Annotated in this window: 15 protein-coding genes, 1 tRNA gene and 1 pseudogene; 9 read left to right on the top strand and 8 right to left on the bottom strand. The window is 61.6% G+C overall.

Going from position 1 to position 15,433, the window contains the following annotated elements; translation table 11 throughout:
• Positions 1–59 precede the first annotated feature (59 nt).
• Together CXY75_RS04800 and CXY75_RS04795 are read left to right on the top strand one after the other, a co-directional pair.
• Positions 60–1,127, top strand: coding sequence for an NAD(P)-dependent alcohol dehydrogenase (locus CXY75_RS04800; RefSeq protein ID WP_104081700.1), 1,068 nt, complete (start codon positions 60–62; stop codon positions 1,125–1,127).
• Positions 1,128–1,238: 111 nt separating this feature from the next.
• Positions 1,239–2,216 (top strand): aldo/keto reductase, encoded by a 978-nt coding sequence (locus tag CXY75_RS04795; RefSeq protein WP_104081699.1) that lies wholly within the window; start codon positions 1,239–1,241, stop codon positions 2,214–2,216.
• 4 nt (positions 2,217–2,220) lie between these two features.
• Here the strand turns inward: CXY75_RS04795 and CXY75_RS04790 are convergent, their stop codons facing one another.
• Together CXY75_RS04790 and CXY75_RS04785 are read right to left on the bottom strand one after the other, a co-directional pair.
• Positions 2,221–3,099, bottom strand: a complete 879-nt coding sequence (locus tag CXY75_RS04790; protein ID WP_104081698.1) for a helix-turn-helix transcriptional regulator — start codon at positions 3,097–3,099, stop codon at positions 2,221–2,223.
• Positions 3,100–3,299: 200 nt separating this feature from the next.
• A complete protein-coding gene (locus tag CXY75_RS04785) occupies positions 3,300–3,593 on the bottom strand; it encodes a hypothetical protein (protein ID WP_104081697.1) in 294 nt (97 codons plus the stop codon).
• Positions 3,594–3,788: 195 nt separating this feature from the next.
• Here CXY75_RS04785 and CXY75_RS04780 point away from each other — a divergent pair, with 195 nt between their 5' ends.
• A complete protein-coding gene (locus CXY75_RS04780; RefSeq protein ID WP_199182367.1) occupies positions 3,789–4,514 on the top strand; it encodes an SDR family oxidoreductase in 726 nt (241 codons plus the stop codon).
• 208 nt (positions 4,515–4,722) lie between these two features.
• Positions 4,723–5,730, top strand: a complete 1,008-nt coding sequence (locus tag CXY75_RS04775; protein WP_104081695.1) for an NYN domain-containing protein — start codon at positions 4,723–4,725, stop codon at positions 5,728–5,730.
• A 204-nt stretch (positions 5,731–5,934) separates the two neighbouring features.
• On the opposite strand, the gene CXY75_RS04770 is transcribed toward CXY75_RS04775, so the two are convergent.
• The 3 genes from CXY75_RS04770 to CXY75_RS04755 form a co-directional block, all read right to left on the bottom strand.
• Positions 5,935–6,702 carry an MOSC domain-containing protein gene (locus CXY75_RS04770; protein ID WP_104081750.1) on the bottom strand — a complete coding sequence of 256 codons (768 nt, stop codon included), beginning with the start codon at positions 6,700–6,702 and terminating at the stop codon, positions 5,935–5,937.
• Between the two features lie 40 nt (positions 6,703–6,742).
• Positions 6,743–7,105 (bottom strand): HipA domain-containing protein, encoded by a 363-nt coding sequence (locus CXY75_RS04765; RefSeq protein WP_104081694.1) that lies wholly within the window; start codon positions 7,103–7,105, stop codon positions 6,743–6,745.
• A gap of 297 nt (positions 7,106–7,402) precedes the next feature.
• Positions 7,403–7,675, bottom strand: a complete 273-nt coding sequence (locus CXY75_RS04755) for a helix-turn-helix domain-containing protein (protein WP_233201735.1) — start codon at positions 7,673–7,675, stop codon at positions 7,403–7,405.
• A gap of 246 nt (positions 7,676–7,921) precedes the next feature.
• Here CXY75_RS04755 and CXY75_RS04750 point away from each other — a divergent pair.
• Together CXY75_RS04750 and CXY75_RS04745 are read left to right on the top strand one after the other, a co-directional pair.
• Positions 7,922–7,998, top strand: a tRNA-Pro gene (locus CXY75_RS04750).
• Between the two features lie 536 nt (positions 7,999–8,534).
• Positions 8,535–9,037 (top strand): annotated as a pseudogene (locus tag CXY75_RS04745) (hypothetical protein).
• Between the two features lie 1,051 nt (positions 9,038–10,088).
• Here CXY75_RS04745 and CXY75_RS04740 read toward each other — a convergent pair.
• Positions 10,089–11,105 (bottom strand): alpha/beta fold hydrolase, encoded by a 1,017-nt coding sequence (locus tag CXY75_RS04740; protein WP_104081692.1) that lies wholly within the window; start codon positions 11,103–11,105, stop codon positions 10,089–10,091.
• Positions 11,102–11,758 carry an acetate uptake transporter family protein gene (locus CXY75_RS04735; RefSeq protein WP_158251124.1) on the bottom strand — a complete coding sequence of 219 codons (657 nt, stop codon included), beginning with the start codon at positions 11,756–11,758 and terminating at the stop codon, positions 11,102–11,104. The genes CXY75_RS04740 and CXY75_RS04735 overlap by 4 nt, the downstream gene beginning before the upstream one ends.
• 316 nt (positions 11,759–12,074) lie before the next feature.
• Here CXY75_RS04735 and CXY75_RS20960 point away from each other — a divergent pair, with 316 nt between their 5' ends.
• Together CXY75_RS20960 and fmdA are read left to right on the top strand one after the other, a co-directional pair.
• Positions 12,075–12,380 (top strand): FmdB family zinc ribbon protein, encoded by a 306-nt coding sequence (locus tag CXY75_RS20960; protein WP_104081690.1) that lies wholly within the window; start codon positions 12,075–12,077, stop codon positions 12,378–12,380.
• A gap of 47 nt (positions 12,381–12,427) precedes the next feature.
• Positions 12,428–13,678, top strand: a complete 1,251-nt coding sequence (fmdA, locus tag CXY75_RS04725) for a formamidase (protein WP_104081689.1) — start codon at positions 12,428–12,430, stop codon at positions 13,676–13,678.
• A gap of 80 nt (positions 13,679–13,758) precedes the next feature.
• Here the strand turns inward: fmdA and CXY75_RS04720 are convergent, their stop codons facing one another.
• Positions 13,759–14,847 carry a substrate-binding domain-containing protein gene (locus CXY75_RS04720; protein WP_233201734.1) on the bottom strand — a complete coding sequence of 363 codons (1,089 nt, stop codon included), beginning with the start codon at positions 14,845–14,847 and terminating at the stop codon, positions 13,759–13,761.
• Positions 14,848–14,927: 80 nt separating this feature from the next.
• Between CXY75_RS04720 and CXY75_RS19745 the strand changes: the two genes are divergently transcribed.
• A complete protein-coding gene (locus CXY75_RS19745; protein ID WP_158251123.1) occupies positions 14,928–15,401 on the top strand; it encodes a MarR family winged helix-turn-helix transcriptional regulator in 474 nt (157 codons plus the stop codon).
• Positions 15,402–15,433: the final 32 nt, after the last annotated feature.

The following is a 15,433-nucleotide window of genomic DNA, read 5'->3' as shown; positions in this document are numbered from 1 at the left end:
ACGTGCCACGGCACGGGGTTCCCTCGCATTTCATCATCTGTACTGAAAGATCTTCTTTTATGACGACCACCGTTTCTGCTCTCGCCGCTCCCGCGGCCAACCAGCCCCTTGCTCGCACCACGATCGAGTTGCGCACCCCCGGCGCCAACGACGTGGCGATCGACATCAAGTTCGCTGGCATCTGCCACTCTGACATTCACCAGGCTCGCGACGAGTGGGGCGTGGGACTGTTCCCGATGGTTCCTGGCCACGAAATTGCCGGCATCGTCTCCGCCGTCGGCAGCGACGTCACCCGCTACCGCGTGGGTGACCGTGTGGGTGTTGGCTGCTTCGTGGACTCCTGCCGCGAGTGCGTCAACTGTCTCGCCGGCGAGGAGCAGTACTGCCTGAAGGGCGAGGTCGGCACCTACAACGACCGCAACCACGACGGCTCCCCCACCAACGGCGGCTACAGCACCGCGATCGTTGTCGACGAGAACTACGTGCTCGGCATCCCCGATGGCATCGAGCTCTCCGAGGCCGCTCCCCTGCTCTGCGCCGGCATCACGCTCTTCTCCCCCCTCACGAATTGGAAGGCCGGCCCCGGCAAGAAGGTTGCCATTCTCGGCATGGGCGGCCTCGGACACATGGGTGTGAAGATCGCTCACGCGCTCGGCGCCGAGGTCACCGTACTCAGCCAGACCCTCAGCAAGAAGGAAGACGGCCTGCGTTTCGGCGCAGACCACTACTACGCCACCAGCGACCCGACCACCTTTACCGAGCTCGAGAACCACTTCGACCTCATCGTGAACACCGTGGCCGCGAACCTCGAGCTGGAGGGCTACCTCAAGCTGCTCGCCCTCAACGGCACGCTCGTGCACGTTGGAATCCCCACCGAGCCTGACAGCGTGAAGATGGTGTGGCTCGCCTCCCAGCGTCGCGCCATCGCCGCCTCCAAGATCGGTGGCATCCGCCAGACCCAGGAAATGCTCGACTTCTGTGCCGCCCACGGAATCGGCGCCGACATTGAGATCATCTCGGTCGATCAGGTCAACGAGGCATACGAGCGTGTTATCCGCAGCGACGTGCGCTACCGTTTTGTTATCGACGTTGCCACGTTTGCCAACGAGGCTCGCGTCGACGCGTAGGCGCTCCGAGCCGCGCGGCATAAGCCGCGCGGCTCGATAAAACCCAGGCATGAACCGCCCCGGGCCGCAGTTTTTAATGCGGCCCGGGGCATCCGTCATTAAAGGAGTCCCATGAAGTACGTGAAGCTCGGAACCACCGGCCTCGATGTCTCGGCGCTCGCCCTTGGCTGCATGAGCTATGGCGAACCGGAGCGCGGAAACCACGCGTGGACGCTGACCGAGGCGACCAGCCGGCCCTTCATTCGACAGGCTGTTGAGGCGGGCATCAACTTCTTCGACACCGCAAACGCCTACTCGGCCGGATCGAGCGAAGAGATCCTCGGCCGTGCTCTGGCGGAGTACGCCAACCGAGACGAAATCGTCGTGGCCACCAAGGTCTATGGATCCGTCGGCGAGGGACCCAACCAGAGCGGACTGTCGCGCAAGGCTGTGCTGCAAGAAATTGACAACAGCCTGCGCCGGCTCGACCTCGACTACGTTGACCTTTATATCGTGCACCGCTTCGACCCGCTGACGCCGCTCGAAGAAACCCTCGAAGCCCTGCACGACGTGGTGCGTTCAGGTAAGGCACGCTACCTCGGCGCCTCCTCGATGTTTGCCTGGCAGTTTGCCAAGGCCCTGCGCCTGCAGCAGGTGAACGGCTGGACGCCATTTGTGTCGATGCAAAGCCAGTACAACCTGATCAGTCGCGAAGAGGAACGAGAAATGTACCCGCTGGCAGCGGATGCCGGCATCGGCCTCACCCCGTGGAGCCCGCTTGCCCGCGGAAAACTCACCCGCGACTGGGACGAGACGACCGCCCGCACCGAAACGGATCTGATCAGCCAGGCCCTGTACTCGCAGGCGGAGGACGGCGATCGCGCTGTGGCGTCCGTCGTGGCCGACATTGCTGCCGAGCGCGGAGTGCCGCGGGCTCAGGTAGCCCTGGCCTGGGTGTCGGGCAACCCTGCCGTGACGGCGCCGATCGTCGGGGCAACGAAGCAGCAGCACCTCGACGACTCTATCGCCTCGCTCGACCTCGAGCTCAGCACGGAGGAGCGCGCGCGGCTCGAGGCACCGTACCTGCCGCGAATGCCCGAAGGGTTCTAAAGCGCTAGCGAATGGACTCGAGCGCGGCGGCATCCGTTTGATTGGTTCGCCACGAGGCCAAAATGCGCAGGGCGTCGCTTGAGGCAGACCCAGGTTGCGTGCTGTAGACAAAGAGTTGTTGGTCGGGTTCGCCCGGAACCGGGAAGGTTTCGTAGTCCACGTCAACCCGGCCAACGATCGGGTGCACGAAACGCTTAACTCCGAACGTGCACTCCCACACCCGGTGTTGACTCCACCAGGCGCGAAATTCGTCGCTTTTCACGGTCAACTCGCCAATGAGTTCGTTGAGTGCCCGGTCGTTGGGGTGGGATCGCGCGTCGTGGCGGAGCATGGCTGCCACGTCGCACGCCACAATGTCCCAGTCCAAGTACAGGGTGCGCGCCGCTGGGTCGAGGAATGTCCATCTGGCCATGCTGCGCCCGAGCCCCACTCCGGGCGTGAAGTCCTTGAGCAGCAGCTTGGCGAGGTCGTTCATAGCCAGCACGTCCATGCCAACGCCGAGCACGAACGCGGGCTGCGCGGCGAAGGAGTCCATGATGGTGCGCACCGACGGCCGAACGGTGTGGGTGCGACGCCGCTGTTGCGTGCGCCCACCGGTCGACGCCGACAATAGCGAAAACAGATAGTTGCGCTCGGCCTCATTCAGGTGCAGCACCCCGGCGAGCGCATTGACCACTGCGTCGGATGCCTGCGTTACCCGACCCTGCTCCATGCGCGCGTAGTAGTCCACGCTCACGCCGGCGAGCCCGGCCACTTCGTCACGGCGAAGGCCCGGCACTCGCCGGGCCGCCGCGAGCGGGTTGACTGGAAGCCCGACATCGGCTGGCGTGAGTCGAGCCCGGGCCGAGCGGAGAAAATCAGCCAGGGTATCTTTGTCGTCCATCCCTCCAGTATCTCCCGCCGATCGTTGGCCCGGTGCCTTGGCTCAATTATGGGTAGACCCGATCGCTGCCGATAATTCCGGAGCAAGGCCGCGTCGCTGACGTGCTTGTGGAGCCCGCATGGCACCGACCCTCGTTATGATTTCGGCGGCCCCCCGACGACGCCCACTGCGAGATTTGCATTACTTCATTGTTCTTTCGTTCAGCCCTGGGCTTCGATGGACAAAGCGTTCCATTTTTCCCAGACGGCCAGTCGCGACGCGTACTCCGTCTGTGCAATTTTGAGCGGGGCTTCCCCAAAAAAGATGCGCAGTGGCGGCTCGGCGGCATCCACAATTTTCAAGACAACCGCAGCGGATGCGACCGGGTCGCCCGAAACGCTTACGCGCGACTTGCGCGCAGCATCGGCGAGTTCTTTCACACCGTCGTAGCCGGAGAGCGCGCTCGCGTGGATTCCGGAGGTCCCGCCCCAGTCCGTCGAGAATTTTCTCGGCATTGAAAATTCCATTTCTGTGGGCAAACGAACGGTCCGGTGCCATCAACTGTACAGTTGAGTATTCGCGCAAGTCTGGGTTCTCCAGCGCCTGTCCGGTGTAGTGCTGCGCCATGTGCTTTGATTCCACCACCCCGTGAATCAGCGCTGGGTCGCCTTTCTTGCCTCATCACGAGCATGAGAGCCACACCCATGAAAATGCAGGACCTAACCGCAAAAATCGTCGTCATCACCGGAGCCTCTAGCGGAATCGGTGAAGCGGCAGCACGCCTCCTCGTCGAAGAGGGTGCACACGTCATCCTGGTCGCCCGACGCGTGGAGCGCTTGCAGGCGCTGGCCACCGAACTTGGCGACTCCGCCACGGTGATGCAGCTCGATGTGGCTGATAGCGCCGCCGTTACCGCGATGTTCGCCACGATCAAGACCCGTTTCGGTGGAGTAGACCTGCTCTTCAACAACGCCGGCCTTGGCATCAGTTCACCATTTGAGAGCAGCGACCCCGCCGACTGGAAGGCAATGATCGATGCAAACCTGTATGGCGTGCTGAACTGCACCCAGGCGGCCATCCCCCTCATGCGTGGTCGCGCCGGTGCAATGATCTGCTCCGTTTCGAGCGTCGGCGGCCGATTCGGCGCAGCCACCTGGTCGGTCTACAGCGCGACGAAGTACGCCGTCGTCGGCTTTCACGATGCCCTGCGCAAAGAACTCGGCGAGGAGGGAATCCGAGTCTCGGTTCTCGAACCGGGCGCCGTGTGGACCGAGTTCGGCGAGAACGTCAGCGACGCTCTCCTGACCCGCCGCACCCAGCTAGAAGCGATGCAGTCCGAAGACGTAGCCCAGGCCCTGGTCTTCGCTTTCGCGCAGCCGGCCAACGTGCTCATCCAGGAGATCCTGATGCGCCCGGTCAAGCAGATCGCTCCCTAACCCACTGTTACGGTGAGGACGGAGATCCTCAATCTCCGGCCTAGCAAACCTCGGAAGACGCCTCGCCGTGGCACGCGATTGGGCGAGGCAGCGTCTAACAATGTCAGCGGCGCGACCACGCACCGAGTTGCCCTCTGCCCGCCGGTCGGCGCAGACTGTACACACCGGATCGCAACTGAGTCTTCCGCCTGTGGCTAAGGAGCTCACCATGACTGAACCCAACGATGCGCGCGTCGGCCTCTATATCGACTTCGACAACATCGTCATCTCGCGGTATCAGCAGCTGCACGGGCGCAATGCGTTTCAGCGCGACGGCATCCGCAATTTCAATAAGTCGAGTGCGGATGCCGACCCCGAGATCGCCGCGCGCCTCACCGCCGCGACGGTGGACTTCAACGCGATCATCGACTTTGCGGCGTCATTTGGCACCCTGGTCGTCAATCGTGCCTACGCCGATTGGTCCGTTCCCGTCAACGCGAGTTACCAGCGCCAGCTCATGTCGCGCGCTGTGGACCTGACTCAGCTGTTCACCACCACCACCCGCGGAACCAAGAACGGTGCGGACATCCGTTTGGCCGTCGACGTGGTCGAAGACCTCTTTCGGCTGCCCGATTTGACCCACGTCATCATCATCGCTGGCGATTCCGACTACATCGCCTTGGCCCAGAAATCGAAGCGGCTGGGTCGTTTCGTGGTGGGCATCGGTGTCGCGGGGTCGACCAGCACGTCGCTGGCGGCGGCATGCGACGAGTTCGAGGACTACGACTCGCTACCCGGAATCGACAACGCCACCGCGACAGCCGCCGCTGGCAGGCCCAAGGCCAGCAGAAAGGCTCCGGAACCCGCCGAGACCGTGCCCGACCCGGCACCCATCCAGGCCCGTCTGTTCGCCACTAATCCCATGTTCTCGCACACCGAGGACGCGCAGTTAGACGAGCCTGAGGCCGGCGACGACATTGACCCACAGACTCTGGCCACAGAGCTCCTGGTGCGAGCGCTGCAGATCGGTCACGCCAAGGGCGATGCCGACGAGTGGCTCAACACGGGCACGATCAAGAACCAGATGCGCCGCATGGACCCGTCCTTCAATGAGAAGCCGCTCGGTTTTCGTTCCTTCACCGACTTTCTCTCCTCGCGCAGCGACCTAGCCGAGCTGAAAGAGGATGGCCCGCAGCGGCTGATCCGGCTGCGCGCCGACGCAGAAATCCGCCGCTAAACCGCGCCGTCTCTCCTTGTCGCCTCCTCGCGGCACGTGTTTGCCCCCGTGGCACTGGTTGGAACACGTGCCGGCTTCTCGGATACGTGCCGTGAGGTGAGACGACCGCCGGTGATTCCGGTGCGGCAGTGAGCTACCAGCTGACCGACGAGCGACTGAAGAAGGCGGGCGATGATTGCCGTGCGCTCAGAGTGCTGACTGAATTCAGCGGGGTGACACTGTCGATAGCCGCACGCCGTCTGCGACAGACACTGTTCCAGGGCGGATCACCTCGGCGTAAACGCCGAACATAATGTCGCTGGCCTGCAGCCGGTAGCCGGCGAGAGTTTTCAGCAGGCGTGTTCCGCGAGCACCGGTGTCGGGGTCGATATCGATGACCGCGCACCGGGGAATGCCACCCTTCACGAGGAGTCGGGCTCCCCCCAGCTCGAGTTCACGCCCAGCCCAGGAGTCTTCGACGTGCGCGTCGGCGTCGCCGGTATCAATCGTGAAGGTGGAACGGAACCGGCGCGGATCGACCGCGATCCCGGATTCGGCGGCCAGCCGGGCAAGCGAGCTCGTCGTGCTGATCGTGACGGAATCGCCGTACACCACGGCTCCCGCTGTCACGCTGCGCGTGAGGATGACGCTGCGCCCCAGCAGCTGCGAGAATTCTCGCGCCCACGGCCCCGCGACCACGTGCATGGCGGTGGATCGACCCCAGTAGTCCAGGTCGAGATACTCGCCCGTCATTTCGGGTTCCGCAGCAACGCGGCGGCCATCGAGCTTGACGGCAAGCACCCCGTCAACCCACTGTGCCTCACACGTCACCAGAAGCGGATGCTCAACCGTCTTTAGAATTGTGCCGGCATCCCGATCGACGACCGCGAAGTCGCGGTCGCCGATTGGACCGTCAACCGCGAGCAGAACGTTCTCCCGTGGCTGGTGGCGGCCACCCTTGAGCGGCGATACGCCAATGTCTCGAATATGCATGATGCCGTTCAGCCTAGCGAGCAGCTTGGTTGTGCACGAACTACTCGCCGTCGCCGGTCGCGCGGCCATCGAGCAGATTTCTGGTGAACCTGGAGACGTCGTGCTGCAGCCCTGCGCAAGCGTTCTCGACGAAGTTTTCCGTGCGAACGAACAGGTCAACAGCCTCGAGCGCTGAGGTGATGACCGCTCGCGGTGACCGCACCTTCCAGGCCTCGCCTTCTGCAACGAGATCGTCAATCGTGAGTGCGGCGTGCAGATACTTATGATTGATGGCCAGCGCCATTTTGCCGCCGCTGTCGAGGTGAGTTTGCGGCACAGCATCGTAGGCCGGGGCGATCCACGTGGTGCCATTGGGCATGTGCAACATGCTGATGTTCTTGCCGTGCAGGTCGTGGTTTCTCACGGCCTGTGAGACCCTGACCTGAACGTCCGCAGCAACGTCGCCGGTCGAAACTCGGACCTCGGACCTCGGCGGTGAGATTGTCGAGTGCTGCCCCTCGTGAAGCAACTCGGCAAAGAAATTTCGGCGACGTGCAGCCCGATTGCGATTCGCGTGGATGTCGAGGGCACCGACTCGGAGAGGACTTTACTGCCGAGCCCAAAAGTGTCAATCGCGTTTCTGCTGGCGACGAAATCGAACTCGCTGCGATCGTGCCCGACTAGATGCCCGACCAGCTCACCGTAGAGCTCGACCCGCAGGTCAGCCACGGGGTTCGTCCTTGACGTCGGCGACAGAATCATCGGATGGGAAGTCGATCTTCATATACATCCGCACTCCGGTCTCTCGCATGATCGCGAAAATGCACTCGAGAATGATGGTGTTCTTGCCCGACTCCACAGCCCAGACATATTTCTGGTCGGTCTCGAGCTTGCCAGCGAGCTGTCGTTGCGTGAGCCCGCTAACCAGGCGCCCTCGCTGCAGCATATGACCGAGAGCCTCGATGCTTTTCACTTCTCCTCGTGCTGCCACCATAATCGCCTCCTGACGGTCTTATTACCTTCATGTAATCTGACGGCGTTATTACCGTCAAGCTATTTGACGGTCTGATAGCCGCCACGGTATTTTGACGCCACCAGGGAAGGACAACCCCGCCATGGCGACCGGGTTCACCCGCGGGGTGATCGCCAGCCAGGTGTTCTTGGGTCCTCTTAGAAAGCGGTAAGCTCTTACAGTTGTCTTCCGCAGGTTTCGAATCTTGAAATCGCGTTGTGGAAGCAGCGGGCTGTGGCGCAGCTTGGTAGCGCACTTGACTGGGGGTCAAGGGGTCGCAGGTTCGAATCCTGTCAGCCCGACCAAACGAAAAAGTCCCGGTAGATCGCGAGATCTACCGGGACTTTTTCGTGTCCATTTGATTTGCCGGTTGATTTGCCCATTTCCTCCGGAGTGACGTAACACTGAGCGTCGACCCGACATCGTCAATCCGAGAGACGGCGCGTGCCAGTACCCGAAACGATCGTCATCAACGATATCCGAACGGTCGTCGGCCGGGCACGGTCGTGAAGCCGCACGTCCTCCTTCATTGCACGTGGCACGCCGCGCGCAATTACCTCGGACCAGCGCGCTCACGTGAGAATCAAACAGGGACAACCTATCGTCGTCGCCAAGAGGATCGGCCAGGACCTCGCGCGCACGAACTATCAGGTGGATCGGGCGGCCCAGCGGTGAACTCCCGGCACCGAACGGGATGCGCCGGCGACGCAGAATGCGATTCTGCACGAGGCGGAAGCGCCTCACGCCGGCTTATCCGTTTTCGGATGTGATGGTTGCAATGGCAAAATCCTAGGTCGAGGAAGTGTTCGGCAATCACAATGACGCGTTCGGAGAGAGCTCGCTGGACAACCTCGACGGGCCGCTCACCGCGGAACCGCTGCATCAAATCAACTGGAACCTCCTCAATGCCCACGACGCTGAGGCTGAATGGATCGAACGCAACCGGTGGGTGAACTGGCTGCAACGCACCTACGGGCTGCCAGCAACCGTCGTGCCACCGTTCTGGCATCGACACCCCGAACTCGTCTGGGAACTCTCTGCGCTGCACCTGCACCGGCCCGGCGCCTACGACCCCGACCAGCACGGCTCGGCCCCGCTCGGCTGGCACCGCGACTACGCCGACGCCCGCAAGCAGCTCCGCGACTGGGTGGCGACTCAGGGATACGCTTGGAACGCGACCGGCCTACTCGCCAGACTGTCTGGCCAGGAGAACCGCCCCCAGACACAGTCGAAGACGTCGTCATAGGCGACCGCGACGAGGATTTTGTGCAGTTCGTCGTCGACGACGACGCTAGGCGGCGTGGGGCCGAGGCAGCGTTCCCTGCTCGCGTCGACCCCGCCTGACCCCGCGCATGGGTAGGCAGCCCGGCTAGCGCGTTCAGAGCGCTCCAGCAAAGTACCCGCGAACCACGGCGCAGTCAAGAGTCTGGCGATCATCCAGCAGGTGGTGCTTTGCCCGGGCATGGCTATCAACCCCAGATATTCTCCCGGCTTTCTCACAATCGATGTTCCGCTGCCGCCCCCCCCCGGGATGGTCACGCGTTGCGAAAGCTCGACTACACACATTTTAGAGAACCGGCAAGACCCGCGACAGGTCTCGCGTTCGGTTTCTGTCTAGGCTCATGTCGCAGTGGAACGAGGCGGTATGTCGCGCAATCCAACCGAAATCTACCGGGAGCGACTCCGGCCGCCGCACGACGAATATGAGCCATCATTCTGACTTAGACACGGGCTCCTCGGTCTATCTGTGGCGTTAGAGTTCGGCATAGCGATAGCTCAAGGTGGAATATCGCCTGCAACTTGTCACAACGCACGCCGATGCTGTCGATTATGACGAGTGGTAATTGGTCATGCGCATTTGTTTTTACGGATAGCCGACTCGTCCTTTTTTACTCAACTTGACGCAGATTCCCCGAATTTCATCGTCGACGTCGCCACCCGCTTCGGCACTTTTGCGCGGCCGCGATTCTACCCGAAGGAAGCAGCCCACGCCGTCTCCCTGGCGACTCCATGCAAGACCAAGAAGGTAATCATGCGCTGCCTAAAACGATACATTTTCCGGGAACTCTACCGTGAGCCAACCGACCCGCAAAAACCGCACTCAATCACCAACCTACGCAGGACGCGCCAGGAGCTCCACATCACCCTCCGCGACGCTCCACCACTTCAACACTTGGCCCGGCACTCTCTCCCGATTCGAACGAGGACTCAACCGAGACGATACCCTCGCTACCCAATTCAGGGACTGGCTCCACGAGAGAAAGGAAACCCAACATCAATTGACAGCCGCAGGAGCATCACGAAGGGAATCAGCCCACGCGTTCGAAAAGATGCGGCCTCACAGCGAATGGTGTGAGGCCGCATCTGCGTTCGCCGGGCTGCCCGGCGGTACGAGTTAGTCGCCGAGCAGTTCCTTCACTGCCTTATCGATGAACTCGGTGTCGACGGGGTTCGCTCCGATTCCGGCGAAATGGCCCCAGGTGCTCGGGATCGGGCGCACTTCGCTGTTCGCGATGTGCTGCGCGGCCCAATCCTCATCCTCCGGGGGGAAGTACAGATCCTTGATGCCGGGCATCTGGATGATCCGTGCCGTGATCGCACCCAAGGCTTTCTTCGTGTCTCCGTCGTAGCCCGGGGTGAGCCCGACATCGGCGTGTTGCCACGTCCACAGCTCGGTCAGAAGATTGTTAGCGTCGCGTCCACCGAGGAAGAACCCCTCCCAATAGGAGACGAGAAAGTCCTCCAGGGAGGTATATCCCAACTGGCGCCATTCCTCGTTCCAGTAAAACGCCTGCGAGAATCCCCAGCCTGCGTAGACGCGGGCCGCCGCACGGAGCCCCGTTTTCGGCTGCTTGTCGTACCAACCGTTGTCCCAGGCCGCATCTGCCGTTAAAGCACCTTTGACGCCCTCCAGAAAGACGACATTGTGCGGCGCCGTCTTCGAGGAGCCGCAGAACGGAAGGAGCGCATCCATCATCTCGGGATACTGCACTCCCCACTGCCAGGCCTGCCCTGCACCCATGGACCAGCCAAGCACCAAACGCAGGTGCTCGATGCCGAAGTGCTCGGTGACCAGCCGGTGCTGGCAGCTCACATTGTCGCTCATCGTGACGTTGGGAAAACGTGGGCCGTTGCTGGGCTCCGGCGTATTGCTCGGCGAGGAGGACTGGCCGTTTCCGAACAGGGCGGGCACGATGATGAAGTATTTCGCCGGGTCGAGGCCCATCCCCTCGCCGATGAGCCATTGATTCTCACTGATGAAGCTCGAATACCAGGTGGGAAAGAGGATTGCATTGCTTTTATCGGCATCGAGTGTCCCGAAGGTCTTGTAGGCGAGCTTGGCGTTTCGAAGCGTCATTCCCGATTGCAGGAGGATGTCCCCGAGCTCGAAGGTTTCATATTCCGTAGTCATGCTTTTCTCCTATTCGATACTGCGTGGGGGACGTACGGCCGCATCGGCATCAAGGTTTTGCCACTTATGACATTCAAGAGGATGCCAAGGCCCAGGTACCAGGCTGCCACGCCGTCGAGCAGCCCCGCCCAGCCGGCGATCCTCGTCAGGATAACGGAGGCATCACCAGTGACGAGGTTCGAGAGCCCGACAAGAAGATAGACGATGGTCAGCAGCGCGAAGGCGAGAAGGGCGGGAAGGTTGACATAGAAAGAGCCGATCGTCATCACCGCCGTGAACACGGTCCAGATGAGCAGATAAGCGGCGAAGGCCTGATTAAACACGACCTCGCCTGCGGCTTCGCGGATACCCGGAGCAAAGAACTGCAGCAAGGCCCCTGTCGTCAGCAAGAAGCAGGCGTACGCCACCCCGAAGGTCGCACCGAAGACGTTCGCCGAGCGAGCCTCCCAGATGCCACCGATGAGCATTGCCAACCCCCCGGTTCCCATCGCCACTATAGGAAAGAAGGAGAAAGCCCCGGCGGCGAGCGCGCCCACGTTGAAGAGAGACAGGGTGATGATCGCGAAGCCGAAACCGATGACGGCGAGCGGCACACCGCTCGCCGTCACAACGACGGCGGTAGCGGATGGCGAACTTTGCTGTTGATCTGTCATGACGCGCCTTCGATCCGCGCGATCAGACGTTTTCGAGAAAAGTCGGGACGTACCTTCAGCATAAGAACTCCTTGAAGTGTTGTGCCGTGAGATCCGGGCGGTTGGAGACATCGGCGCGGATCGATCGGGACTCTACATTGAGACTCAATTGACGTAAAATACTTTCAAATAAAAATATTATACATCGCTTTAAGAAACCGGGTGCCTTCGGAGCTGCCCTTCAGCCGTATCGACCGGACTCCTGAATGACCATGGGACCGGCTTCATCCGATCGCGTATCACGATGGACATTTACTTCCAAATGAATATAAACTGAATAAAAGGAAAGGAGATAATTATCCCTCTTTACTCATTTCGCTGTCCCGATTGCGGAGAGTTCGACGCCGATCTCTCCCTTACCGGAAATACCTCCGATACTTCCTGCCCGAATTGCCGCCAGATGGCGGCTCGGGTATTCACGGCTCCTAATTTTGGGTCTCGCTCACGCGCACTGGACTACGCCTTCACTCAGGCCGGGCGAAGCAGTGAAGTACCCGAGGTCGTCCGCTCGGTACCGTCCGCGAGACGGGCGTCGGTCGGGCCGGTTCGCGACCCGCGATATCCACGACTCCCCAAGAACTGACGGCACGTCACCAGCACATTCACTCGATACTCAGCTAAGGACTACTCATGCCAGAAGTCATTTTCAGCGTCGATCAGAACCTTCCCATGGCACAGCAAGCCGTTCCCGGTCACAACCGTTGGCATCCAGACATTCCTGCGGCGGCGACCGTCAAACCCGGTGCCGAGTTCCGCATCGAGTGCAAGGAGTGGACGGACGGCCAGATCGGCAACAACGACTCAGCGGACGATGTTCGCCATGTCGACCTCGACCCCTGCCACATGCTTTCCGGACCAATCAGAATCGAAGGGGCAGAGCCGGGCGATCTACTCGTTGTCGACATCCTCGATATCGGTCCGGTTCCACAGACCGTCGGCAAAAACTGCGGCGAAGGATGGGGCTACTCGGGTATCTTCGCGAAGGTCAACGGTGGCGGGTTCCTGACCGACTATTACCCCGAGGCCTACAAAGCCATCTGGGATTTCAGTGGGCAAAACTGCACATCGCGTCACGTTCCCGGGGTGAAGTACACCGGCATCGCGCACCCCGGACTCTTCGGCACGGCCCCCTCGCCCGATCTGCTGGCGAGCTGGAACCGTCGCGAGCAGGCGCTGATCGACACCGACCCGCACCGTGTTCCCGCACTCGCACTGCCACCCACGGTCCGCGGCACGCTCGCAGGCACGGCAAGCGGAGCCGTGGCCGACCGCATCGCCAGCGAGGGTGCGCGCACCGTTCCTCCCCGAGAGCACGGTGGCAACATGGACATCAAGAACCTCTCGCGGGGCAGCAGGATCTTCTACCCGGTCTTCGTTGACGGTGCGCTGCTCTCGGGCGGCGACCTGCACTTCAGCCAGGGCGACGGCGAGATCAATTTTTGTGGTGCCATCGAAATGGGTGGCTACATCGATATGCGCGTCGACCTCATCAAGGGAGGAATGGAGAAGTACGGTATCCACAGGAACCCAGTCTTCATGCCGGGGCGCGTCGCGCCGCTCTACTCTGAGTGGCTGACATTCGTGGGGATCTCGGTCGATCACCGCGACAACACAAACCTGTACATGGACGCCACCGAGGCCTACCGCAACGCCTGTCTGAACGCGATCAAATACCTGACCAAGTGGGGTTACACCGGAGAGCAGGCGTACCTGATCCTCGGCACGTCCCCCATCGAGGGTCGCATCGGCGGCGTCGTCGACATACCGAATGCGGCTTGCTCGGTGTTCCTGCCGACCGAGATCTTCGATTTCGATGTGCGTCCTCACGGTGACGGACCGATCTACACCGACCGAGGACAGGTGGCCGTCGCCTCCTCCTGAGCGAATCGACGGGAGGCCGAATCCGCACAAGACCGGATGGATCGGCGCCGTACCATCCGCTCGATGTAGTCGCGGCCCTCTCACAGGGTCGTGATCACGTCGAAGTCTGCCACGGTGGCCCGCGCCAAGTGCACCTTCTGCTGAAGATGGCCGCGCCTCAACTCGACGGCTCCCCGTGGACCGTCGTAACCGACCCCCTCCGACACCGCGGTCAGGCAATACACGTCCAGGCACTGCGCGGCACGAATCAGGTTCGCCAAAACGGCGATGCCCTCGTAGCAGGACTCCGCCTGATTGTTCAGCGGAGGCGCATCCGCTCCGAAGTTGTCGGTGTACTCGCCGACGAGATCGAGCGAGCCTGCCGTCGACAGCGAGCGAAAGTAGCCAGCGGAGACATACATGTCGTCGATCGCACTGGGGCCGGACGCGATCAGCATGTTCTCCTCCATGAGCGGTGAAAAGCGGATGACACGGTGCTCCATGTGTTCGCGTGCGAAGGCGCGATTAAAAGCAACGGCATCTTGCCCTACTAGGAACATGAGCACGCCGTCTGCCCCGGAACGGCTGAGCCGCCTGATCAGGGACGAGAAGTCCTCCGTGCCGAATTGAACGAACTGCGAGCCGACCACCTGCAACCCCAGCGCCCTCGCGTAGCTCATCGCCGCGGTCGCTGAACGACGCGGCCACACATAGTCATCACCCACGATGAACCAGCGACGCACGCCAAGCTGGTCGCGCAGCCAGGACAGGGCGGGCGCGATCTGCATCGTGGGAGTCTCCCCCGAGCAGAAGACTCCGGGATGACGTTCCCCGCCCTCGTACAAGGAGGTGTAGACGTAGGGGATACGGCCCGCCACAACAGGGACGAGATGACTTCTCACGGATGAGATGTGCCAGCCCGTCAGCGCTTGGATACGCCCGCGATCGATCAGGCTCGCCACTGTCTGGGCGATCTCCGGGGGCGGTGCCCCCGCATCGATGGTCTCAATCTCTACTCGACGGCCGAGCAGCCCCGTCTCGTTCAGCTCAGAAACGCACAACTCGACTATGGCCTCGCAGGACGGCCCGAATATACCGGCCGGCCCCTGCAGCGGAACGGCCAACCCGATTCGTATCGTGTCATCGGGGACCGGAGCGTTGTGTCGGTGTCGGCGCTTATAGTTTGCCAAGAGAACACCCTTGTTCGCATGCAAATGGATTACTTCGACTTAGAATTTATCAACAGCATTCTATTGTTGATAGTTCCGGCGTGGAAAGGACGAAAGTGCAAGCGTCACCCTCCGAGGGCGCGACCCTACCCGTGGACGGACCGAACATACAGCTGGTTTCTCAAGCAAACCAGCTGCTTTCGGGGCAGATCGAACGCCGGCTCCGAGAACATGGGATCAGCCTCGACCAGTGGCGCGTACTGTCATATCTCTTCGACCACACGGCGTCACCGATGGCCGAGTTGGCGGCCGCGACGAATATCACGGGGCCAACGCTGACGCGAGTGGTCGATCAACTTATCGAGTCGACGCTGTGCTATCGCAACGTCGACTCCGCAGATCGGCGCCGAGTGCTGGCTTTTCTCTCCAAGCGCGGACGCTCCCTCGTGCGAGAGCTGCTCCCTCTAATCCGTGAGGCGGAGGCCGAGATGACCTCCCATCTGTCACCGAAGGAAAGCCGAGAGCTCATCCGCCTACTGACGCAACTCGTCGCGGGAAACAGCCAGAACCGCTAAAAGCAACTGGGGAACAGCCCAAGACCAGATCG

The sequence above is a fragment of the Cryobacterium sp. Y11 genome (assembly GCF_002929535.1).
GTDB lineage: Bacteria > Actinomycetota > Actinomycetes > Actinomycetales > Microbacteriaceae > Cryobacterium.
Note: the sequence above shows the minus strand (reverse complement) of the source record. Positions and strands in the feature narration are given on the sequence as shown.